Raw genomic sequence first — 22,890 nt, forward strand, 5'->3', positions numbered from 1 at the left:
GCAGCAGTTGATTATGTTTTGTTGAGGATCTAAGCGGTGCTGTTTCTCGCAAAGGCGCAAAGAGGCAAAGGATTGTGTTTTGTTGTTTGTTTAAGCCCGCAACAACCCTCTGGGGTACTTGCTTTCGATTTGGGCTCGCAGAGCTGCAAGGGAGCAATGCAGCAGTTGATTATGTTTTGTTGTTGAAACTAATCGCATCTAATTAATAATTCGGGCCAAACATCAATCAAAAAAAATACTACATAATCCTTTGCTGCTTTGCGAGCTAAAACAATCCACTCTGCGCCGCAGGCGCTTTTTGCTGCTTTGCTGCCTTGCTGCTCTGCGAGCTAAAACAATCCGCTCTGCGCCGCAGGCGCTTTTGCTGCTTTGCTGCCTTGCTGCTTTGCGAGCCAAAACAATCCGCTCTGCGCCGAAGGCGCCTTTGCCTCTTTGCGCATTTCTTTGCGCCTTTGCGTGAAAAAATCAACCAGCCAGCGGGTGCACGGCGAAACCGCCATCTACATTCACTTCTGATCCAGTGATGAAGCTAGCATCATCTGAAGCCAGGAAGGTGACGAGTTTGGCTACTTCAGCAGGTTGGCCTACGCGTTTCAATGGTACCAAGCTACTGAATTGTTCCACCGCTTCTGCAGGGACGCCGGCTTTATCGAATATAGGGGTCTGAATAGGACCCGGATTGACTGCATTTACACGAATATTCCTTGGCGCCAGTTCTCTGGAAAGGGTTCTGGCAAGAGAGTTCAGCGCGGCCTTACTGGCGCTGTATACCGATGCTCCAGGCATACCTACGTATGCATTGATGGAGGACAGGAATATGATAGATCCACCTTCTTTAATCAACGGCAGCAGATATTGCGCAGTGAAGAATGCCCCTTTGAAGTTGATATCCATCGTGGTATCGAAGTTGTCTTCATCTGTATCCTGGAAGCTGGCAAATTTGCCTACGCCCGCATTAATGAATAACACATCAATTTTACCGTAACGGTTACGGATATACTCCGCCAGTTGCTGGGAGTCGTCCAGGCTTTGCTGGTCTGCTGTAAATCCAGCTGCTGGCTCTCCCAGCTGTTGTACGGCTTTCTTCACCGCGTCAGGGTTTCTGCCTGTAATGAGTACGCCATACCCTTTCTTCAAAAATTCTTCTGCTGTTGCAAATCCTATTCCGCTGTTGCCGCCGGTGACTACCACCGTTTTATCTTGATAATTACTCATTTCGATTTATTTAAAAGTTTCAATATATGGATGATAAATAAAAGCGCAACTGCGCTGTAAGATGGGAGGAGCAAGCCAATGGATGAAGTCAGTTTTCAGGGTTAATGAATGAAGTCAGTCTGTTGGGGCAGAAAATAATGAATGACTGTACAGGGTTATTATTTTTAACCGGCCAGTGGGTGTACAGCGAATCCACCGTCTATATTAATTGCTGCCCCTGTGATGAAAGCAGCATCCTGTGAAGTGATGAAACCTGCGAGTTTGGCTATTTCCGCGGGCACGGCCACTCTACCGAGTGGGATGCGGCCAGCCATATGCGCGAGGGCATCCTCCCCCAAACCTGCTTTCTGGAGAATAGGCGTGTCTACCGGACCTGGAACAATAGCATTCACTCTTATTCCTTTAGGGGCAAGCTCCCGGGACAAGGTGCGGGCAAGAGAGTTAATGGCTGCCTTGCTCGCCGAATGTACTGCCGCTCCTGGCATTCCACCTTCGGCATTACTGGAAGAAAGAAACACAATACTGGCGCCTTCGTTCATCAGTGGCAGCAATTGCTGCGTAGTGAAAAACGCCCCTTTGAAATTAATGTCCATTACTTCGTCAAATAGTTCTTCTGTTGTTGCTTCGAATGGTCCGAATTTCCCAACGCCGGCATTGATAATGAGCACGTCTATCTTGCCATAGCGGGACCGGATGTACTCTGCCAGTCTTTGTGTATCTTCCAGTGAACGCTGATCCGCCATAAAACCTTCCGCCGGAAATCCCAGCTGGTGCACAGCTTCCTGTATCGCTGCAGGATTTCTGCCTGTTATCAATACCCGATATCCTCTACCTAAAAATTCTTCTGCTGTGGCATATCCTATCCCACTGTTTCCTCCTGTGATAACTACTGTCTGTTGTTTCTTTGTCATATGATACCAGTTACTGCTTTGGCTACAGGCCGAAATCCTTTTAAGCGTTACATGTTGTTATTAAGACTTAAATAATACCCGCAGTACGCGTTACTGACAGTTTTTATTTAAGGAAAGTCCTGAAGGTTGCGCTTTCCCCGCGCCCGTGCCGGGAAAGCGCCTTCATTATTTATTGTACTAACCGTTATCCCAAAATCTTTATCCTCAGCGCCCGTGCTGAAAGTAAGATTGCTGTTGTCTCTTTGATTTATTTAAAAGTTTCGATGTTTAAACATTTAAAAAAAGGGATTTACATCTCCCCATATCTATACATTTAAAACAATCAATATTTTAGCGGATAAAAAAAGCCGGATGCCGCCAGGAGCGCACATATCAGCTCAATTTCAGAAAGAACATAGACAGTTGCTTCATCATCTCCTTATTCACGGTCAATTCCAGCACACGTCCGTTCTTCGTAGCGTTCAGAACGCCACTATCCGTCAATATCTTCACATGGTGAGATATCGTAGGCTGAGATAAACAACACAGTCCACACATGTCGCCACAAGCCATGCTTCCCTTCTTAGCGATCTCCATCAGGATGGATAACCGGTGCTTGTCCGCAATGGCATTGGCTGCTTTTTCAATTAATCCCAAATCCATGATGCAAATATAGATCCTTTTTCGAAATATCGAAATTTTTCAATGAATTTTTTTTTTAGACCTACGGTCAGACATGGGTAAACTCCACCGTAAAAGTTGTTCCCTGCCCCACCTTAGACACCACGCTGATCGTTCCCTTGTGTAGCTTCACAATTCTCGCTGCCAGCGAGAGCCCTATCCCATTACCATCGGCATACTGGCCATTCCCGCCCCGATAAAACGGCGTAAATATATTCGGCAGGTCCTGTTTGGAAATCCCTACCCCATCATCGATAAACCGCAGAATAGTGTATTCCTTGAACCAGGTCACCACCACCCCCATTTCATGAGAAGCGGAGAACTTACAACCATTCTCCATCAGGTTAACGAAAGCCACCTTCAATAAATAAGCATTCCCTTCTACAGACAAATAATCTTCTTCTTCCTGTGGTTCTTCGAAATTGACATTGATCCTGTAAAACGGAAAGGCTTTCAGGACTTCATCCCGGGCTTCCATCAACAGCTCGTCCAGTCGCATCGGCTTGAAGTTGATCTCTGCAGGATCATAGCTGGCCTTAGCCAGGTCTAACAGGCTATTGGAGAGCTTTACCAGCTGCCTCGCATCTGATATAGCATGATGCATGCTTTGCAAATACTCTGCTGCCGGCCTTTCCCGGGAAGCGGAGATCTCTAACTCCGCCATCATGGCCGTTAGCGGGGTACGTAACTCATGGGAAATATTGGAAACGAATTGTTTCTGCGCATCGAACGACTGCTCCAGGCGATCGAGCATTTGGTTGAAGGTAATAGCCAACTCTGCCATTTCATCGGTACCATTTCCCTCAGGCACCCGCAAATCCAGGTTGGTGGCTGTAATCTCCTCTACCCTGTCTACCATATCTGACACAGGTTTCAGCGCCTTACGCGCGAAGAAACGAGCCGCTATGATAATACACAACACAGCAATCAGATAGGAGAAAGCAAGGATATACCCAAGGTTTCGGAGTCTGGCTAATCCATATTCATCCTCTGCCACTGCTGTAATCAGGTAGGTTTTATTTTGATGGGAATAGGTAAATCCCACTACCTGTAACTGATCCTGCTTGAATACAATTTCTTTCTGCTGTTTAATTTTTTCCAGCATACCTGGCGTCTCCTTCACTTTATCAATATCCACGGCATCATGATACAACAAGTGTAGATCAGTGTCGTAAATAGCCACTTCTTCCTGGGAGAGGGTGCTGGAGCTGTTTCGGTAGATCAGCTGTAATACATGCGGGTCGATGCCGGCATCAAACAACAGATTGGCTTTGGTGACAGCCTGTTGCCGAAGGTTCTTGTAATAGTCATCCTCACGGTCCCGGGCATACGAAATGTAGATGGCTGTGACCAGCAACAGCAGTATTGCTGCCGTGATGCCGGAGAACAGGAATGTCAGCCGCGTTCGGATTTTCATTTTATCCTGCTTTAAAAATGAAACCCATACCAGTTTTGGTATGAATCAGTTTTAAGGAATATTCCTTGTCAATTTTCTTTCTAAGATAATTGATATAAACGTCAATAAAGTTAGTTCCTGTGTCATAATGGGTATCCCATACGTTTTCGGCTATTTCTGCCCGGGAGATGACACGCTCTTTGTTTTGCATTAGGTATTCCAATAGTCGGAATTCCTTAGGAGTCAGACTGATCTCTTTGCCCCCTCTGGTAACGGTTTTGGTGCGCAGATCCAGCTGCAGATCTGCATATTGGAACTGTGTTGCTGCTACTGGCGGCTGCGTTACGGTATGCCGCTTGAGGAGCGCGCGGATACGCACCAGCAACTCCCGCAGATCAAAGGGTTTTACGAGGTAATCGTCTGCGCCGGCATCAAAGCCTTCCACCTTATCGTCTGTAGTACCCAGGGCTGTAAGCATCAGAATGGGCATCTCGGGCAAGGCATCCCGGATTTGCCGACTGATAGACAATCCGTCTACTCCCGGCAGGATAATATCTGTGATCACCAGTTCAAACTCCCCTGTGAGCGCCAGTTTCAAGCCGGCATTGCCGTCTCGCGCCAGCGTCACTTCATATTCCTGCTCTTCTAATCCTCTGCGGATCAGCGTTCCAACCCTTTCTTCGTCTTCAATTACCAATATCCTAACCATATATAGTTATATTTCAACCAATATCCAATAATGTTGTAATTTCTCACACCATTGAACTACTTTTGTTGTCAAATTTCTAACAAAGTGAGCAAACCAATACTTGTCATCAAATTTGGAACAGCATCCATCACCCGGGAAAACGGAGATCTGGATGAAACGGTGCTTGCCGGCATCGCCCGTCAGGTAGCGGAATTGCATGCCCAATACCATATCGTACTGGTATCTTCCGGTGCGGTAGCAGCAGGAAAACAGTTCCTGCTACAATACTCCGGTACCATCAGTGAACGAAAAGCAGCTGCCGCCATCGGCAACCCGCTGCTACTTAATAAATACAGCCGCTATTTCGCCCCGTATAATATCGCGGTGGCACAAAGTCTTTGTGAACGCAACCACTTCTCAGACAGGGAACGGTTTCTGCAACTTAAACGTACTTACGAAGAACTATGGGCCAGCAATATTATTCCCATCGCAAATGAAAACGATGTTGTCAGCGACACGGAGCTGAAATTCTCCGATAACGATGAACTGGCCACCCTCATAGCAGTGGGCTTCGGCGCTTCCCTCCTGCTGTTCAGCACTTCCGTTGCGGGCGTACTGGACCGCGATGGAAAAGTGGTCCCGAAGATAGATATTATCGACCAGGCTGCATTAGGATTGGCCGATAAAGAAAAATCAGCACTGGGATTAGGAGGAATGGTATCCAAACTTACCTTCGCCCGACTGGCTACCCGAATGGGCATAAAGGTAGTGATATTCGGCATCCGTACCCAGGATGGTATCCTGAATGCCATTGCGGAAAAAACTGGCACCCTCTGTTTGCCCCAACCATGCAGCATGCCTGCCCGTCGTAAATGGCTGGCCAGCGGCAGTTTGGTAACCGGCAGAGTATTGATAGACTCCGGCGCTCAGGAGGCTATCCTAAAACGTCATAGCCTGCTCGCGGTAGGTGTAAAAGAAATACTGGAAAAATTTGAAGGCGGAGAAGTGATAGAGATGGTCAACGAAAATAATATAGCCGTTGCCGTGGGGAGAGCCAGACTATCTTCCGATACGCTGGAAAAACACGGTAAGCAACAAAATACAGAAGTGGCACATGCAGACGATATCGTGCTGCTGTAAATAACGCTGTTATGCAAACGATTCAACCTTTACTGGAACAGGCTAGGCAGGCAGCTCCAGCACTCCGGCAACTGTCGGATGATAAACGCCAGGCGTTACTAAACGCCCTCGCAGATGCTTTGCTGTCACGTACCGCAGACATCATGGCCGCCAATCAACTGGACCTCGACAAAATGCCGGACGAGGACCCCAAAAAAGACCGACTCATGCTCAACAGCGCACGAATAAAAGCGCTGGCAGATAGCTTACACGATATTGCAAAACTCCCCGACCCCGCGAATGTATTACTCCTGGAAAGAAAACTGGACAACGGTTTGCTGGTTCAGAAGAAAACGGTGCCACTGGGAGTAGTAGGCGTTATTTATGAATCCCGCCCCAATGTAACCGTAGATGTGGCAGCACTCTGCATCCGCTCTGGAAACGTTTGCGTACTGAGAGGAGGTTCTGATGCCCTGCATACCAATACCATTCTGGTGAATATCATCCAGGAACAACTGGCCGCATTCCACACCTCCATTCATGCCGTACAGTTATTACCAACAGACAGGAGTCTGGTCACAGCCATGCTGACCGCCGTTAAATACATCGATATCATTATCCCTCGCGGCTCGCAGCAGCTGATCGACTTTGTAAGAGCTAATTCTAAAGTACCGGTTATAGAAACCGGCGCAGGCGTATGTCATACCTACATAGAACAAACCGCTGATCTGGAACAGGCCGCAAAGATCGTTACCAATGCAAAGGTTTCCCGTCCTTCCGTATGTAATGCATTAGATACCGTACTGGTAGACAAAGCCGTGGCAGCGGATTTCCTACGCATCCTCACTCCACAACTTGCCGCTTATCACGTCGACGTATATGCAGAACCGTTAGCATTTACTTTATTAAAGGAAGCAGGATACCCACAACTCCATCCCGCCACTGAAGAGGATTTTGGCAGAGAATTCCTTTCACTGAAATGCTCCGTAAAAGTAGTAGACAATATTGCAGCTGCATTAAATCACATACAAACATATTCCTCCAAACACTCTGAAGCCATTATCACCAAAGATGTGGCTGTAGGCGAATTATTTCTGAATACAGTAGACGCAGCCGCTGTTTACGTGAACGCCTCTACGCGATTCACTGACGGTGGCGTGTTCGGCCTTGGCGCCGAAATAGGCATCTCCACACAGAAGCTGCATGCACGCGGACCATTTGCATTAGAGAAACTGGTCACAGAGAAATGGTTTGTTCATGGCGATGGGCAGATACGCGAATAAGTTCCTTCTGCTCTCTGGGGTACTTGCTCTAGGTTTTTGCTCGCAGAGCAGCAAGGCAGCAAAGCAGCAGTGATTGTGTTTTGTTGGGAGATTGGAGCGGCGCTGTTTCTCGCAAAGGCGCTAAGAGGCAAAGGATTGTGTTTTGTTGTTTGTTTAAGCCCGCAACAACCCTCTGGGGTACTTGCTCTAGGTTTTTGCTCGCAGAGCAGCAAGGCAGCAAAGCAGCAGTGATTGTGTTTTGTTGGGGATTGGTGCGGCGCTGTTTCTCGCAAAGGCGCTAAGGGGCAAAGGATTGTGTTTTGTTGTTTGTTTAAGCCCGCAACAACCCTCTGGGGTACTTGCTCTAGGTTTTTGCTCGCAGAGCAGCAAGGCAGCAAAGCAGCAGTTGATTATGTTTTGTTGGGGATTAGAGCGGTTCGGTTTCTCGCAAAGGCGCTAAGGGCCAAAGGATTGTGTTTTGTTATTTGTTTAAGCCCGCAACAACCCTCTGGGGTACTTGCTCTAGGTTTTTGCTCGCAGAGCAGCAAGGCAGCAAAGCAGCAGTTGATTATGTTTTGTTGGGGATTGGTGCGGTTCGGTTTCTCGCAAAGGCGCTAAGGGGCAAAGGATTGTGTTTTGTTGTTTGTTTAAGCCCGCAACAACCCTCTGGGGTACTTGCTCTAAGTTTTTGCTCGCAGAGCAGCAAGGCAGCAAAGCAACAGTCGTTTATGTTTTGCTGTAAAATTTATTGCATTTAATTAATAATTCTGGTCAAACAACAATCAAAAAAAATACTACATAATCCTTTGCTGCTTTGCTGCTCTGCGAGAAAAAAACATCCGCTCTGCGCCGCAGGCACCTTTGCCTCTTTGCGCATTTCTTTGCGCCTTTGCGTGAACCAGCAAAGCAGCAGTTGATTATGTTTTGCTGTAAATTTTATTGCATTTAATTAATAATTCTGGCCAAACAACAATCAAAAAAAATACTACATAATCCTTTGCTGCATTGCTGCATTGCTGCTTTGCGAGAAAAAAACATCCGCTCTGCGCCGCAGGCACCTTTGCCTCTTTGCGCATTTCTTTGCGCCTTTGCGTGAACCAGCAAAGCAGCAGTTGATCATGTCTTGCTGTAAAAATTAATTGCATTTAATTAATTATTCTTGCCAAACAACAATCAAAAAAATACTACATAATCCTTTGCTGCATTGCTGCTTTGCTGCTCTGCGAGAAAAAAACATCCGCTCTGCGCCGCAGGCGCCTTTGCCTCTTTGCGCATTTCTTTGCGCCTTTGCGTGAACCAGCAAAGCAGCAGTTGATCATGTTTTGCTGTAAAATTTATTGCATTTAATTAATAATTCTGGTCAAACAACAATCAAAAAAAATACTACATAATCCTTTGCTGCATTGCTGCTCTGCGAGAAAAAAACATCCGCTCTGCGCCGCAGGCACCTTTGCGACCTTGCGCATTTCTTTGCGCCTTTGCGTGAACCAGCAAAGCAGCAGTTGATTATGTTTTGCTGTAAATTTTATTGCATTTAATTAATAATTCTTGCCAAACAACAATCAAAAAAATACTACATAATCCTTTGCTGCATTGCTGCTTTGCTGCTCTGCGAGAAAAAAACATCCGCTCTGCGCCGCAGGCGCCTTTGCCTCTTTGCGCATTTCTTTGCGCCTTTGCGTGAAAAAAACCTACGCGACAGTAATTTCTTTATTTAAGTACACGTCCTGGATAGCGTTTAGGAGCGCAACCCCGTCTGCCATGGGGCGCTGGAAGGCTTTGCGGCCGGAGATGAGTCCTGCCCCGCCGGCGCGTTTATTCACTACTGCGGAACGTACTGCGTCTGCCAGGTCTTCGGCTCCTTTGGAGGCGCCGCCAGAATTGATTAATCCCATTCTGCCCATATAACAATTGGCCACCTGGTAGCGACAGAGATCAATCGGATTATCGGAGGTGAGTTGCGTATAGATACGCTCATCCAGTTTACCATAACTGGATGTACCTGTATTCAATGCTTTATAGCCACCGTTTACTTCAGGTAGTTTTTGTTTGATAATATCTGCCTGGATCGTTACGCCAAGATGATTGGCCTGGCCGGTAAGATCTGCTGCTAAATGATAATCTACATCTTTGTTGAAGGCATCATTGCGCAGGTAACACCAAAGTACAGTTGCCATACCCAACTCATGAGCCCTTTCAAAAGCATGGGCTATTTCCACCAGCTGACGATCAGAATTCTCGGAACCGAAATAGATGGTAGCACCTACGGCCATTGCTCCCAGGTTCCAGGCCTCTTCTACCGTACCAAATAATACTTCGTCAAAGTGGTTAGGATATGTGAGCAGCTCATTATGGTTTATTTTCACCAGAAAGGGGATCTTATGGGCATATTTCCGCGATACGGACGCCAGTACCCCAAAGGTGGAAGCAACGGCATTACAGCCGCCTTCTATGGCCAATTTTACAATGTTTTCCGGATCGAAATAAACAGGATTCTTGGCAAATGAAGCACCGGCACTATGTTCTACCCCCTGATCCACCGGCAGAATAGACATATAGCCAGTATTGGCCAGGCGACCACTGCCGAAAAGCTGACCCAAACTCCGCAATACCTGGGGATTACGACTGGAAGGACCATAGATCTCATTTACCGTCTCGGGACCGGGAAGATGCAACAGGGATTTATCAATCGTACTGCTAGTATGCTGCAACAGCAACTCACTCTCTTTTCCCAGTAATTCGCTGATTTTTTCCAAGGATAACATAACATAACTTTTTTGGCTTACTAAATTTAACCATTTGTACCCGAACCTACCATGATCATTTTTTATCTTTGCAGCGCATACATATTTTTTAGACAGATATGACTACACGTATAGCCATTATTCGACATGGAACTACTGCCTGGAATAAAGCCGGCAGATTACAAGGACATTCAGATATTCCCCTGGATGATGAAGGAAGAGATCAGGCCCGCAAACTGGGACAACGATTGACAGAAGGTCCCTGGGACCTCGTATACAGCAGTCACCTTCAACGGGCAAAAGAAACTGCCAGTATTGTTGCTGCTGCTATAACTCATCCGCATACACTGATGGAAGATGCCCGTCTGCGCGAAGCCGGCGGCGGACTCATCGAAGGAACCACTGAAGCAGAACGCATTGCACAATGGGGCAACGACTGGAAACTGATGGACCTGGGGGTGGAAACCACACCAGATATAATCGCCCGCGGAGTATCTTTCCTCGATGACCTGCTGGCCGAACATGCAGGCAAGAATATTTTAATTGTCAGTCATGGCGGTTTTATTCGTAAATTGATCAGTCACCTCGTTCCAGAGGCGCCACATCAGATAATGCTAAAAAATACGGCCGTTACCGAGCTACTGCATTCAGATAATAGCTGGAGTTGCCATCTTTACAACAGCGTTACGCATTTGGAAGAATAATATCTCTTTATGTTAAAAACAGACTTTTATCCATTTCCCCTTTTAACCACCACGCGACTGGTGCTTCGTGAGTTAGAACCCACGGATGATAAAGCTATTCTCGCACTTCGTTCCAATGAAGCCGTGAACCGCTATCTTGATAGAGAACCCACCAAAGACCTCATAGCGGCACAACAGTTTATCACCGCCGTCAATAATGGAATAGCCAATGCGGAAGGCCTCTACTGGGGCATCGCCTCACGGGAAGACCTACACGTAATTGGCACCATTTGCCTTTATAATTTCGATCTGGACAATCACAGCGTGGAAATCGGATATGAACTACACCCCTCCTGGCAAGGTAAAGGAATCATGCACGAAGCCATGCACGCCGTGATACAGTTCGTTTTTGACAAGATGAAGGCACAACTGATCCTCGCTACCGTAGCTACAGAAAACCAACGCTCCATCCAATCCTTACTTAAACATGGTTTTAAGGACATATCACGTGAAGGCATACACGAAGAAATGCATTATCAGCTGCGGCTCATCTGAACCGTGTCTCCCCCTACTTATCCAGTCAAAAAAATACGCTCAAAAATAGCCGGCTGGTATTAATTTTGAATGAATAGGATACAGATAGCGAGAATAACAAATCAGCCAAAATAAGAGCAATTGCACAGTGAACAATAAACATCTTGCTGTCGACCCAAGCTAAACATCCTTATATTCTACTTATGCGTCACCTTTTTCCCCTCACAGGGATTGTCCTGTTATGCTGTGCTGCATTGACCTTGCATGCCCAGGAGCGCGTACTGCGCATAGATCCGAATACTGCCAGAGGCGGCACCAGTAGTAAGGTCTATGAAGATGTGCAATACATCCCGCTGGAAACTACCAAAGAAAGCCTGTTTGGGAAAATCAATACCATGGAGGTTACAGAAAAGTATTTCATCATTTCTGATGAAACCACCAATGCCATTCTCATCTTTGAAAAAAATGGTAAGTTCCATGCAAAAATGGCCGGCGGAAAAATGGCACAATATGGCTGGCCTGGCTCCATTGGCGGCATGACTGTAGACCGGGAGAAAAACACCATCGTTTACTATCAGTTCAATAAATCACTACGCATCATCTGCGATTTTGATGGCAAAGAATTAAAGCGGGAAAAACTGGACAGTAAATATATCATTGCATACAATACCCGATTTAAAGATGGAAAGGTGCTATCCCACAACTTCGTATCGCGGGATAAAAAGGATACCATCATGCATGAATTTGAGGTGTACAAAGACACCATCCGCACGAACCAATTCCTGCCCATACATTTGCATAAAGCATTAATATCTACAGATTTCTTTTACTCTCAAGGCATCGTGCAGCTGACACCTACGAATAGCAAGGAATACGTTTATTACAACAAGGTATATTCCGACGTTATCCATCGGATATCCAGCGACACGGCCACTGTAGCCTTCAAGGTGGTTTATCCCATGAGTATGACGCTTCCGCCCGGATTTGGCACAGACACCACACTGGACAATAAACGCATTGAGTTTTTACAAAAAAACAAGAACACTATCTATGGCGCAGGCTACATCACAGATGTAAAAAACATCCTGTTATTCCGACTGCTCTCCTATGACATGTGGAACGATACCAACAATTCGTTTGCATATAATCTCCAATCAAACACGCTGTTCTGTATGGAGAAAATTACGTCCGACAGTAGCACATATTTCTTGCCTGTGGCTACTTCTACTGGTTGGAGCCGGGGTGGTTTCCATTGCGTACAGGATGATTACTGCTATGTGTCACATCCATCCAATGTGATGTTCAACGCTTATGAAGCGAATAAAGCAGCACGCAAAGTCGTATATCCACCGGCGTTACAACAATATTTTTCCAAGGGTAAATCTTCCGACAATCCTGTCATCGTCATGTTTAAGTTCAAAGATAAATTCTAACCATGAAGTACATCCTGTTTATTCCCTTTCTGCTCGGCATACTGCTGTTGCAAACGACCTCGCATGCACAGCAAAAAGATACTATTCCGCTCGGTACCCTTCATGGCAATGTGATGGACTCTGTATACGATTATGTACTACCATCTGCTACCATCGCGGTTTACAAAGCGGCGGATTCCAGCCTGATCACCTTTCAGCTGACAGACGGATTCGGTGATTTTCGTATAGCCAAGGTCCCTGTTAACCTACCACTGAAAGTAGTAGTGAGCTTCATGGGTTATAAGTCGGCCGTCATCTACACCAAAATTCCAGCCGATACCAAAGACAAGGATCTGAAAAAGATAAATATGGAGCGTGGCGCTCATACTTTGAAAGATGTAGTAGTCACCCGGCCACCGGTGGAGCTGAATGGAGACACCCTGGAATTCAATGCAGATGCATTCAAACTGGATTCCAATGCGGTGATTGAAGATCTTTTCAAGCGACTCCCAGGCGTTACCATCTGGGGAGATGGCGTTATTACTGTAAATGGCCGGCCAGTCAATAAAGTACTGATAGATGGGAAAGAGTTCTTTGGAGGTAGTGTGAATATGGCATTACAGAATATCCCTAAACAGGCGGTGGATAAAATCCAGGTCTATCAGCATGAGAAAGATCCTTCCTCGCCTGTGAGAGACTCCATCACGGATATCAATATTAAGCTCAAGAAGGAATGGAAGATGGGGAAATTTGGTAAAGTAGCCGCCGGAGGCGGTACTGACGGGAGATACGAGTCGGACGTAATGTTTAGCCTCTTTAATAAACATACTCAGTTCGCTGTGGCAGGGGCCCTGAACAATATCAATAAATCTGCTGGCAGTATCAGTTCATTGATTGATAACGGATCTTACAAAACATTTTCCGGGCTTGCCTCCTACCGGCCTAATTTCAATTCATCCGGCGTTCAGCAAACCAAATCGGGCGGCTTCATCCTCCGGCATGATTTCAATGACGGGGCCAATGACTACGATAATAAGCATGCAATAGAAGGTAACGCCAAGTACGATGACCTCACCACACATGTCAATAGTACCCGTAACCAGATAACGCTGCTGGAACAAGGGCAACAAGTAAGTAATAGTAACAGCAGGAATATCAACTGGGTTAAAAGACTGGATGGGAATGGCAAATATGAAAGAAGAGCCCAAAGCTATGAATTTTCATTAGCGCCAACGGTTAATTTTTCCAATATGCGGAATCAGTCTTCCAGCAAAACTAATACCAGCAGCTCTTCCGCGGGAGATGTAAGTCAGAACGTCAACGAATCATTTGGTACAAATGATAGTAAACAGGCAGATGTGAATCTCCATTTCATGAAGAGACCGGTCTACAAACCTGGTGGCAAAAGTACTTTAATGACCACGCAGGATTATCGCTTCCAATCCTCTTCTAACGATGCGATCAACAACAGCGTTACCAATTTCCATTCTTTCCTGGACAATAAACAGGACAACTACTATAATCGCCGTTACGATACCCACAAGAATGCGATGAGCCATAATCTGGATTCCAAGTTTGGCGATTTATCCCAACTGCTAAAAAAGGGTAAGCTATTGCCAGTTTCTGTCTATGCCTATAACTATATCTCTGTTTCAACGGAAAGAAACAATGCCGCTGTACAGGACTATGATACTGCGCATAAAACGTATACAGCTAACAGTTATCTGACTAATAAATCGGATCTGTTGCAGGTAAAGGAAATGCCTGCACTGGAGTTCAGCAAAAGTATCAGCAGAAATTTTGTGAACCGCTATTACAGATCCCTCAATTTCTCCTTTGTGCTGAAAGAGGAGTTTTTTTACATGCAAAATAGTTCAGAAAAATCTTTCCAGAATATATCCAGAAGGTATAACAACTTTATTCCACACGGATCTATTTCCTATAATAATTACCTGATTGATCGCAGTCTACCTATGCAACGCTGAGCTTTGTTCAACGGATGAGATATGCTTCTGTTACGCAATTGGCGCCATTGATCGATAGTAGCTATGTATTGTTCCAGCAGTATGGAAATGCAAGGTTAAATGAAGGACGCACGCAGGAATTATCCCTCAGCTTCAGTTCCAACAAACTGCAATCTCCCAACCCATCTAACTACAATTTCTACATCAACATTAATCGTACTAACAATGCGATCGGCGACAGTAGCATTTATACAGATGATGGGAAAGTCCGCCGATACCTTGTAAATGTCAACAATGTGCGTTCCGGTACCTTTACCGCCAATATGCGTAAAGGCGTCAAACTGGGGAAAGTGATGTACACGATCGAACCTTCTGCCAGTGTAAATTTGAACAGTACGCCCGCATTTGTGAATAATGTGAACAGTGAATTAAAATCACAATCATATGCAGGAACGCTGTCCATTGGCTATGAGCTGCAAAGCAAATTTATACTGAGAGTAACGGAAAGTCTGACTGCGTCTAAATCCCAACAGAACTTCCGCAATACGAACAGCGAGGCACTCAACAATTCGCTCCGACTATTAGCTACCTGGTATATCAATAAATCGTTTACGCTTTATTCGGATGTAGACCGCAATACCAATACCAATTCCGGCACACAGGGCGTACGTTTCACCAATTGGTCTATGAGTGCGAACTATCGCTTCCTGAAAGGAAAGAATGCCGAAATCAGATTGGCGGCATATGATATCCTTCATCAAAACAAGGGCATTACCAATACTACGGCGCAGAACTTTATTACCACCAATACGACTAATGTGATGCAACAATTCTTTATGTGTACCATCGCTTACTATCCGCGAATGTTTGGCAAACATCCAACAGGCAAATAGCAGGCGCCAGAAGCTATATTAAAAAGACCATGACATCTGCGATGCCATGGTCTTTTTAATATAGTCTGCTTTTCTTTTATTTGAAGAGAGGTCGGATTCTTTGCCACCAGCCCCGAATTACATTATAGGGGAAAAGTAATTGCCATAAAAATACTAGGAAAGTAAGATAATATGCCTTCATTAGTGCGATAGCATAGTCAAAATCATTGGTATAGGCAATATGGAAATGTCGGTTTCTCCGTTCGAACATTAGATCCAACACTATTAATGCCATTGTACCCCAAATATGCCACCAACTAATCCGCCGTGAATAGACCACCTTATCTACCAATAAATATGCAGCGCCACAACAGGAAATAAATATGGCGAGGATACAAAAAAGCATAGGTATATAATCATTTAGACCACGATCATTCCAGTGCCAGTATGTATTTCCCAGGAAACTAACCAGGGCAGCAAAATAACTGCAACCCGCCAACAAGAAAAACAGGTAATATGGTTTTATAGATAACTTCATCGGCATTATGCTTTGTTCAACCAGCCCCGTATCACATTATAAGGAAAAATGAGCTGCCACAATAAAATCATCCAGACTAACAAGATATTCCTTAGCAAGAGGTAGCCGAGGGAATCGTTGAGAGAATGATTTTGATGAAAGCTGGAGGCATATGCATCCAATAACATTTTAACAGTAATCAATAGCATGGTGCCTACAATATGCCACCAGCTTAACTTACGGGAGTACATTACTTTATCCAGCAACATATACACAATACCGCATATCATCAAAAAAATGGCCAATACAACCAAAATTGATGAGAAAGGAATAAGATAATAAGTATCGTAGATATGAAAATCTGTTAACTGCTTACTTCCTGTTAAGCCCATTACCAGACTTATCAGCGCCAGTACATAAAAGAGCATATAGGGCTTGAAAGACCATTTCATTCGGATATATTTTTTCAAGTCAAAGTTAGCAAATTACTTCCACGTGTAATTTATCTGCAACTCCTAACGTGAACGCCTGTAGGAAGTCGATAACCAGCTGGTCCCCATTTAACCTGTACTTAAGGGTTTTATTCGTTCCATTCACGGTCACGGTTATACGCTTAGGGATTACAAATCTTATCATGTTCACATGCAACGTTTGTAATGTCAGTTTTCCAAAAGCCAATTCCAGTCTATGCTGCTGGCCGTTGGTAGTAAGGGATTGGGAATAAGTGCCCCACCCTTCCGGTGCGGTGAATGCGGCCTTGAACTGCTCCTGTTGTATGCGTGGCGCAAAACCGATACTTGCCTGCGGGCCGTGGCAAGTAAAACCACAGGCACTGATAAAAGTACCGTAGCTGGCCATGGCACGGGCATAATGATCACTGCATTCTATTTCATTGAAAGGATTACGCTTTCTGCCATGGTGCCGGTCGTGAATAGCGCGGGTAAGGACAAGGCTTTCATCGGTCATACCTTCCGCCATCATATGAGCCGCCACCTGGTGTTCAAAACCGCTCATGCACTCATGGAAGTATCCCAGCTGCCAGGTAACACTCTCTCCGTAAGGATTTGCTTCATTATGAGGATTAGTATTCATAATCATGCCTCCTTCGCCGGAAAGGGCATAAGGACGCCCACCAGTATGTGTTTTGATATATGGCCCCACATCAGTCGTGAAGTTATATTTCCAGAGGGCTTGCAATGCCGACACCGTTTTTTCCTTATCCAGTATGCGGGGCAGCCCCACCTGGAAAGCCCAGCTTTGTCCATATACCTGATCTATATGACAAGTATTGTAAGATCCCAGTTGCTTGCGGCCCTGCACTGCATCCGGGCGATGAATAAAATATTCTCCGTTAAACAGGTATTGCTCCATATTACGGCGACCATTGGCTACATAGTCGCGGCAAATCTTTGCAAAGGTTTTATCATTCATTTCTATCGCAAGTTGCTCCGCAGCGGCAGCAGCAGCAATACAGAGTCCCACAATCCAGGCAATCTCTCCCTCCCACACTGCATCGAGGGTATTTTCCATTGGGGTATCCGTCATCCCATCTTTATTCTTATCCTGTGCCAGCATAAACAGCACCGCTTTCTTAATGCCTTGCCAGTTCTGTTGCAGGAAAGCATTATCCGGACTCATTTGATGTTCTCTGTAAAAACGGAGGATAGTTCCTGCCTGGCCATCTATTGCCGGTCTGGTTTCATTTTCGCCACGGAAGAGGATCGCGCCTGTATCGGGGATAAAGCCGGTACCCAGGTCTACCCGTTGGCGCATATCCCGTTCCAGCGTTGGGAAGACACGCGCCATGCTATGTGCATATTGCCATACATGCGTGCAGGTGCCTCCGCATGCGCCGATACCTTCCCATGACCAAAACCTGCCACTGGCAAAACGATAAGTGTTGGCCGTAGCAAGGGTACCAATATTGATGAAAGTTCGCTCCAGGAACCAATGAGGTAATGTACTGTCATTCCAGGTTTTTGCCCATAGCTCGGTGGTATGCGTCAGGTACCCCAACTTATCCTGTATATATTCGCTTACCTGTAATGCAGTAGTAAACCGCTTTCCATACCAGTAGCCATCTGCCGCATCTTTCACCATCTTCACCAACTTAGGATGTGGATGGTTAAAATGCCAGGTAATGCTGTAATCTGTCTGCCAACTGGCCCCAGGTAAAATGGTAGCTGCTGCCTGGATACTGCCCACTAATTTCTCCGGCGCAGGCATATTGGCAACGGAGCCTATAAATGTATTGCATCCCTGTACTGTTACTGGCCAGGGATTAAAAGCGGTATTGGCCCCATTCGCTTTTCCATGAAGGGTCAAACATACAGATCCAGCATCCGGCATGGTTTTCAAAGTGGTATCGGTGGCATCAAAATCCATGAATATACTGGTACACTCAGGGGAAGAGATAAGTGTATTTCTTCGGAAACCTTTACCACTGGCGGCAGATAACTTATTAGCACCATTTTCCATCCAGCCGGTGATGCTCGCATCCATACTGTGCGTACCATGATTGATAACAGTAATACGCAAGATGGTTGCGGGCAAAGCGGAATTGTCCGGGTCCAGTGGAATGAACGGAGAATAGACTTTCATCTGCACGCTCACAGGTATGTCCTCACTGCGGAAGGTAATAGTAGCGGTAGGATAAGTAGGCTCAAATAGGATTTCATCCCAACTGTCTTCATTCAGCTCTTTCAGCATGGTCTTATTTCCCAGTCGTACCTGTAGGGCAAAACCCTGGTCCAGTACCCGGAAATTATTGGCCAGTGGCGGATTTACATAGGCCGCGCCATCGCGGGGGCGAATTTTCCTTTCGCTACTGCCATCATTCCAGAGGGTAGTATGCCCTGTAATACCTTCATGTTGGCCTTCCATGCTTGCGTTATAGATCTGCCATAGCCATAGTCGGCCATCCCCGCCAACATAGACGGTACCGCTATGCAATCCGCTGACCGGCATGCCAAGGTATTTCAGTTCATTGCGACTTTTCAGGTAACGGGTAGGCATACCTCTTTCATAGAGGGATTTTACCCATAGCTGATCCAGGTTTTTATCAAAGGGAATATTATGTGTCGGAAGTGGTGGCACCAGTAGCGGCCGGCCTATTGCCGGGAGTTTCGTCAATGCCAAGGCAGCAGTCAGTAACCCGACCTGCTTAAGGAAAACTCTCCTTGCATGTTGATGATTCATTGTTCACATGGAATTATACGGAACAATATACTCAATGCAAGTTAAAAGGTACTGTTTTTTATGCCCTGCTGCTATACAGGCACAAAAAATAGCGCGGGTAACGCGCCATTGCAATAATATTTCAGGTTTATTTCTTCTTCCAGACGGTATTGAATCCTCCTGTGCAGGCCAGTGGCAATATTTCGGCCACCTGGCAGTCGAATGCCTGCAATGGTTTTACCCTTTTGGTTAACAGGGAAAAAGGAAACACGTCTTCCACAAAATTCGTTTTCGCGAAACAGATAATTTCAAATTTATTCTCCGTTGCCAGTAGCTGCAAGTCTTTTTTCGTGAAAAACTGTACGTGATCCAGGTTATCGGCCTGGGATTGTACGGTGGTACCGCTGTATCCGAGCAGACTTTTTATTTTATTGACAAAGGACTGTAATCCCGGACTTTTACGTACTTTCAGCATAGGCTTGGTAACAAACACCTCGCGGGGGCCCATACCATTAGGAACGGTAACAATAAGGGTACCGTTATCACGCAGCGATTGATAGATCGTTTGCAGCAATAAGCCAGGTTGATGTAAATGCTCCAACACTTCACTACAGATAACAGCATCATACTGCTGCCCTTGCGCAATCAGGTCTTCTGCGCTGATCACTTCAAACTGTACATTAGGAAGCGTGTTTTTGCTACGCGCTACAGCAATGGTTTTATCGCTCACGTCTATGCCCAGCACCTTATATCCAAACTGTCCAAGATGGCGGGAAATTACGCCATTTCCGCAACCTACATCAAGAATGGTAGCCTCGGCAGGGATGGTATCTTTCAGGCTGTCTGTGATAAAGTTCAAGCGTTTAATATCAGTAATACGCTCGTATTCATAAGTAATCTTGGGGGACATCATACATCAATAGTACAAAATTGGCGGCTAATATGCAAATCGACCGGTCAATCGGTACAAATGAAGATGGCCAGCTGTCACGACAACTGGCCATCTCCCTATAATATTATTTTTTTATGCTTACGGCAATAAACGCTGCGCGCGATGCAGATTATCTGTTGCCTGCAGGATCTTATTTTTCAGTTTAGGATTGTAATCCGGGTGGGCATCCAGGAAACCGGAGACTACTTTCCAGGCGGCGGGCGACTGGTAATACCCGAATACTGCATTCAGCCAGTTGGCCGGGAAGAATATATCGCCGGTGCGCTGGATGTCTTCCAGCCATTGTAAACTTTCCGGCAGGTATTTCATGGCAGTAGCCTGACGTAGTGGATGATTCAGGTAAAATAATCCTGTCACCACCCATGACTCTTTTGCGCGGCCTTTCTTATCATGAAGGGCAGCAAAGAACTGATCTCTGTCGGACTCCTTTGCAGACAGTGCAGGCATGAGGAAATTGAGTCTGTCTTTCTTATCATTGTCTTTCAGCCGATCTCTTTGTGCAGCCAGCACATTGGTGGCTGTATCCGATTTCAGGGCAATCGTCAGAGCCATGGAGATGTAGTCTTCTTCTGACAACTTTATATCCATTGGCGCTTTTTGTTGCTCCCAGATGTCGTATATGCGTTTGCCTGCTTCTCGTGTCGTATATACATCCTGGTATGCTTTCAGCAATAACTTTTTGTTATTGGTCAATGTCTGTTGCTGCATTGCCGTCCAGATCTGATTCTCCATTTCAGGGGCATAGCGCGAACGTTCTTCTGGTGTGGTAAACTCCCAGTAGAGCGTACTGATATAATTGGTCAGCAGTTTCAGGTTGGTTTCTTCCTTTTCCTGACTTAACCCGGTCACGAATATACGTAGCAGCTCCGCAGGCTTATAAGTGCGGCCGGCGAGGGTATTCTCGTAGGCGTTCAGGTAAGCCGAAGAACTCCAAACAGATCCGGTATGCCTGAAGAATGATTTAGTAGCCGCAGTATCTGAGGGGAACAAGCCATATCCCAAACCACTGGAATTGAAGAGAATATAATCCGGTTGTTCCTTACCAGTAGCCGCTTTAATTGCTGTGCTATAATCGTTCATATTCACCCGTAACTCCTTCACACTACCTGGATACACCAATGCGATATCAAAGACCTGTGGCCAGAGGCGCTTTTCGCCGGATTCCGGATGTTGGGTGATTGTCAGTTGTTTAATCTTTCCGTTGGCAGTGGTCATTTGATAGTCGAACACCGGCCTTCCTGGCTGATTCACCCATACGCTGTTCCATTTGTGGAGATCTGCTTTGGTATATTTCGCCAGGATGGTAATCATATCGTTCCAGGAAGCGTTGCCGTACGCATAGGTATGCAGGTATTCCTGTACGCCTTTTCGGAAATTATCTTTACCCATCAATAGTTCTATCTGACGCATCATCACAGGTGCTTTATGATAGATAATATCGCCGTACATCGTGCCTGCATCCTGGAGGTTTTCCAGTTGCTGACGGATAGGATTTGCGCCGGCAGTGCGGTCTACATTGTACGCGCGAGGATAGTGATCCTGGAGGAAGCGCATATTAAATTGCTGGCTACCAAGGATGTCTTCTGCTACCTTATCTGCCATGAAATTGGCGAATACCTCTTTCATCCATACATCATTGAACCATTTCATGGTGACCAGATCGCCAAACCACATATGTGCCGTTTCATGGGAGATCAGGTTGGTACGGGCCAGTAGCTGATCTTTCGTAGGATTTTGGAGGAACAGAGCAGACGCTTTATACTGTACTTCTCCCGGATGTTCCATCCCGCCAAACTGAAAATCAGGAATTGCCGCAAAGCCCATTTTCTGGAATGGATAAGGGATGCCGGTCCATTGTTCCAGGAATTTCACCGCTTCCCGATGCAAGCGGAAGATACTGTCGATATTGGTTCCCGGATCTTTTTCCCGGTAGAGGAAAGTGGCTGGTTTACCATTGACATCTTGTTGCTCCATACTGTACTTTCCTGTGGTAAAGGAAAACAGGTAGGTAGGCAGCTTTTCCGTGGGTGCAAAGCGATAGGAAGTATAGGAAGAAGAAGTAGGGAGACTATCCTTCATCCAGCCATTGGCCAGCACTTTCCAATCGGATGGCACTTCCAGACTTAACTGGAATACAGCTTTCAGATCCGGCTGATCAAAGCAGGGAAATACGAATCTGGCTCTGTCTGGCACAAACAGGGCATAGAGGAATTCAGCGTTGCGGTTGAGAGAACCTTCTCCGGCAGTGAATTCCAGCTCAATTGTATTCTTGCCGGATTTTAATAACGTAGTAGGAATCAGCAGATGCTCATTGCTCATCACCGCTTGCGTAGCCACACTATTCACTACCAATTTGGTGATATTTCCCACTGGTTGTTTGAAATCCAGTTGCAGTGGTTGGGTAGTTTCTTTTAAGGTAAATTCCAGCTGCTCTTTTGCAGGAATAGTAGTCGCTTTTTCATTGGGAATATGAAAATGCAATGTATAAGTGATATCACCTATGACCGCATAACGATAGGTAGCCAGTTCCAGGGAAACGCCTGTTGTAACCGGTACGGGTTTCGGCTGAGCAAAAGCCGACGGAGCGGCTGCCAGCAGGCAGATCAGCGATTTGTAAAATATTTTCATCGACATAAATTGGCTTATAGCAGGTCGGTAAATATAAGCCATTACCAGCAGCATTCGGCATAAAAAAAGCGGTCTGCCGACCGCCGTTTATAATGTACATGCCTGCCTTTGTAGTACTTGCGGACAAGAAAACCAGGTTCGGCAAAGTGATATGCT

At 45.8% G+C, this 22,890-nt stretch carries 18 protein-coding genes; 7 read left to right on the plus strand and 11 right to left on the minus strand.

The features are described 5' to 3' along the window. Nucleotides 1–465 precede the first annotated feature (465 nt). The 5 genes from CLV59_RS27460 to CLV59_RS27480 all read right to left on the minus strand — a co-directional run bounded on the left by CLV59_RS27460 (nucleotide 466) and on the right by CLV59_RS27480 (nucleotide 4,891). Nucleotides 466–1,215: an SDR family oxidoreductase gene (locus tag CLV59_RS27460; RefSeq protein WP_111595314.1), complete on the minus strand. Its 750-nt coding sequence runs from the start codon at nucleotides 1,213–1,215 to the stop codon at nucleotides 466–468. Nucleotides 1,216–1,379: 164 nt separating this feature from the next. Further along, nucleotides 1,380–2,126: an SDR family oxidoreductase gene (locus CLV59_RS27465; RefSeq protein WP_111595315.1), complete on the minus strand. Its 747-nt coding sequence runs from the start codon at nucleotides 2,124–2,126 to the stop codon at nucleotides 1,380–1,382. Between the two features lie 372 nt (nucleotides 2,127–2,498). Next, entirely contained in the window at nucleotides 2,499–2,768 is a 270-nt protein-coding gene (locus CLV59_RS27470) for an ArsR/SmtB family transcription factor (RefSeq protein ID WP_111595316.1), read from the minus strand. Between the two features lie 67 nt (nucleotides 2,769–2,835). Beyond that, entirely contained in the window at nucleotides 2,836–4,203 is a 1,368-nt protein-coding gene (locus CLV59_RS27475; RefSeq protein WP_111595317.1) for a HAMP domain-containing sensor histidine kinase, read from the minus strand. 1 nt (nucleotide 4,204) lies between these two features. Next, the gene (locus tag CLV59_RS27480) at nucleotides 4,205–4,891 is read right to left on the minus strand and encodes a response regulator transcription factor (RefSeq protein WP_111595318.1); all 687 of its coding nucleotides are present in this window, start codon (nucleotides 4,889–4,891) and stop codon (nucleotides 4,205–4,207) included. A gap of 84 nt (nucleotides 4,892–4,975) precedes the next feature. On the opposite strand from CLV59_RS27480, the gene proB reads away from it, so the two are divergent. Both proB and CLV59_RS27490 read left to right on the plus strand, forming a co-directional pair. Beyond that, nucleotides 4,976–6,010 carry a glutamate 5-kinase gene (gene proB / locus CLV59_RS27485; RefSeq protein WP_111595319.1) on the plus strand — a complete coding sequence of 345 codons (1,035 nt, stop codon included), beginning with the start codon at nucleotides 4,976–4,978 and terminating at the stop codon, nucleotides 6,008–6,010. 11 nt (nucleotides 6,011–6,021) lie between these two features. Next, nucleotides 6,022–7,272 carry a glutamate-5-semialdehyde dehydrogenase gene (locus CLV59_RS27490; protein ID WP_111595320.1) on the plus strand — a complete coding sequence of 417 codons (1,251 nt, stop codon included), beginning with the start codon at nucleotides 6,022–6,024 and terminating at the stop codon, nucleotides 7,270–7,272. A gap of 896 nt (nucleotides 7,273–8,168) precedes the next feature. Here CLV59_RS27490 and CLV59_RS27500 read toward each other — a convergent pair. After that, complete coding sequence (locus CLV59_RS27500) at nucleotides 8,169–8,396, minus strand: hypothetical protein (protein WP_111595322.1); 228 nt, start codon at nucleotides 8,394–8,396, stop codon at nucleotides 8,169–8,171. 546 nt (nucleotides 8,397–8,942) lie between these two features. Beyond that, a complete protein-coding gene (locus CLV59_RS27505; protein ID WP_111595323.1) occupies nucleotides 8,943–10,016 on the minus strand; it encodes a class I fructose-bisphosphate aldolase in 1,074 nt (357 codons plus the stop codon). 98 nt (nucleotides 10,017–10,114) lie between these two features. Here CLV59_RS27505 and CLV59_RS27510 point away from each other — a divergent pair, with 98 nt between their 5' ends. The 5 genes from CLV59_RS27510 (at nucleotide 10,115) to CLV59_RS27530 (ending at nucleotide 15,481) form a co-directional block, all read left to right on the plus strand. Further along, nucleotides 10,115–10,699, plus strand: coding sequence for a histidine phosphatase family protein (locus tag CLV59_RS27510; protein WP_111595324.1), 585 nt, complete (start codon nucleotides 10,115–10,117; stop codon nucleotides 10,697–10,699). Nucleotides 10,700–10,708: 9 nt separating this feature from the next. Continuing rightward, nucleotides 10,709–11,233 (plus strand): GNAT family N-acetyltransferase, encoded by a 525-nt coding sequence (locus tag CLV59_RS27515; protein WP_111595325.1) that lies wholly within the window; start codon nucleotides 10,709–10,711, stop codon nucleotides 11,231–11,233. Nucleotides 11,234–11,415: 182 nt separating this feature from the next. Beyond that, nucleotides 11,416–12,645: a 6-bladed beta-propeller gene (locus tag CLV59_RS27520; protein ID WP_111595326.1), complete on the plus strand. Its 1,230-nt coding sequence runs from the start codon at nucleotides 11,416–11,418 to the stop codon at nucleotides 12,643–12,645. Between the two features lie 2 nt (nucleotides 12,646–12,647). Then, a complete protein-coding gene (locus CLV59_RS27525) occupies nucleotides 12,648–14,609 on the plus strand; it encodes a TonB-dependent receptor (protein ID WP_111595327.1) in 1,962 nt (653 codons plus the stop codon). A 14-nt stretch (nucleotides 14,610–14,623) separates the two neighbouring features. Beyond that, the gene (locus tag CLV59_RS27530; protein WP_111595328.1) at nucleotides 14,624–15,481 is read left to right on the plus strand and encodes a hypothetical protein; all 858 of its coding nucleotides are present in this window, start codon (nucleotides 14,624–14,626) and stop codon (nucleotides 15,479–15,481) included. Nucleotides 15,482–16,003: 522 nt separating this feature from the next. On the opposite strand, the gene CLV59_RS27540 is transcribed toward CLV59_RS27530, so the two are convergent. From CLV59_RS27540 to CLV59_RS27555, 4 genes are all read right to left on the minus strand, one after another. Continuing rightward, nucleotides 16,004–16,429 (minus strand): hypothetical protein, encoded by a 426-nt coding sequence (locus CLV59_RS27540; RefSeq protein ID WP_111595330.1) that lies wholly within the window; start codon nucleotides 16,427–16,429, stop codon nucleotides 16,004–16,006. A 25-nt stretch (nucleotides 16,430–16,454) separates the two neighbouring features. Beyond that, nucleotides 16,455–19,175, minus strand: a complete 2,721-nt coding sequence (locus CLV59_RS27545) for a GH116 family glycosyl hydrolase (protein ID WP_111595331.1) — start codon at nucleotides 19,173–19,175, stop codon at nucleotides 16,455–16,457. A gap of 127 nt (nucleotides 19,176–19,302) precedes the next feature. Next, complete coding sequence (locus CLV59_RS27550) at nucleotides 19,303–20,067, minus strand: class I SAM-dependent methyltransferase (protein WP_111595332.1); 765 nt, start codon at nucleotides 20,065–20,067, stop codon at nucleotides 19,303–19,305. 117 nt (nucleotides 20,068–20,184) lie between these two features. Next, entirely contained in the window at nucleotides 20,185–22,734 is a 2,550-nt protein-coding gene (locus CLV59_RS27555; protein ID WP_111595392.1) for a M1 family aminopeptidase, read from the minus strand. Nucleotides 22,735–22,890 lie beyond the last annotated feature (156 nt).

Origin of the sequence: Chitinophaga dinghuensis (assembly GCF_003259435.1) — a bacterium.
Classification (GTDB): Bacteria; Bacteroidota; Bacteroidia; order Chitinophagales; family Chitinophagaceae; genus Chitinophaga; species Chitinophaga dinghuensis.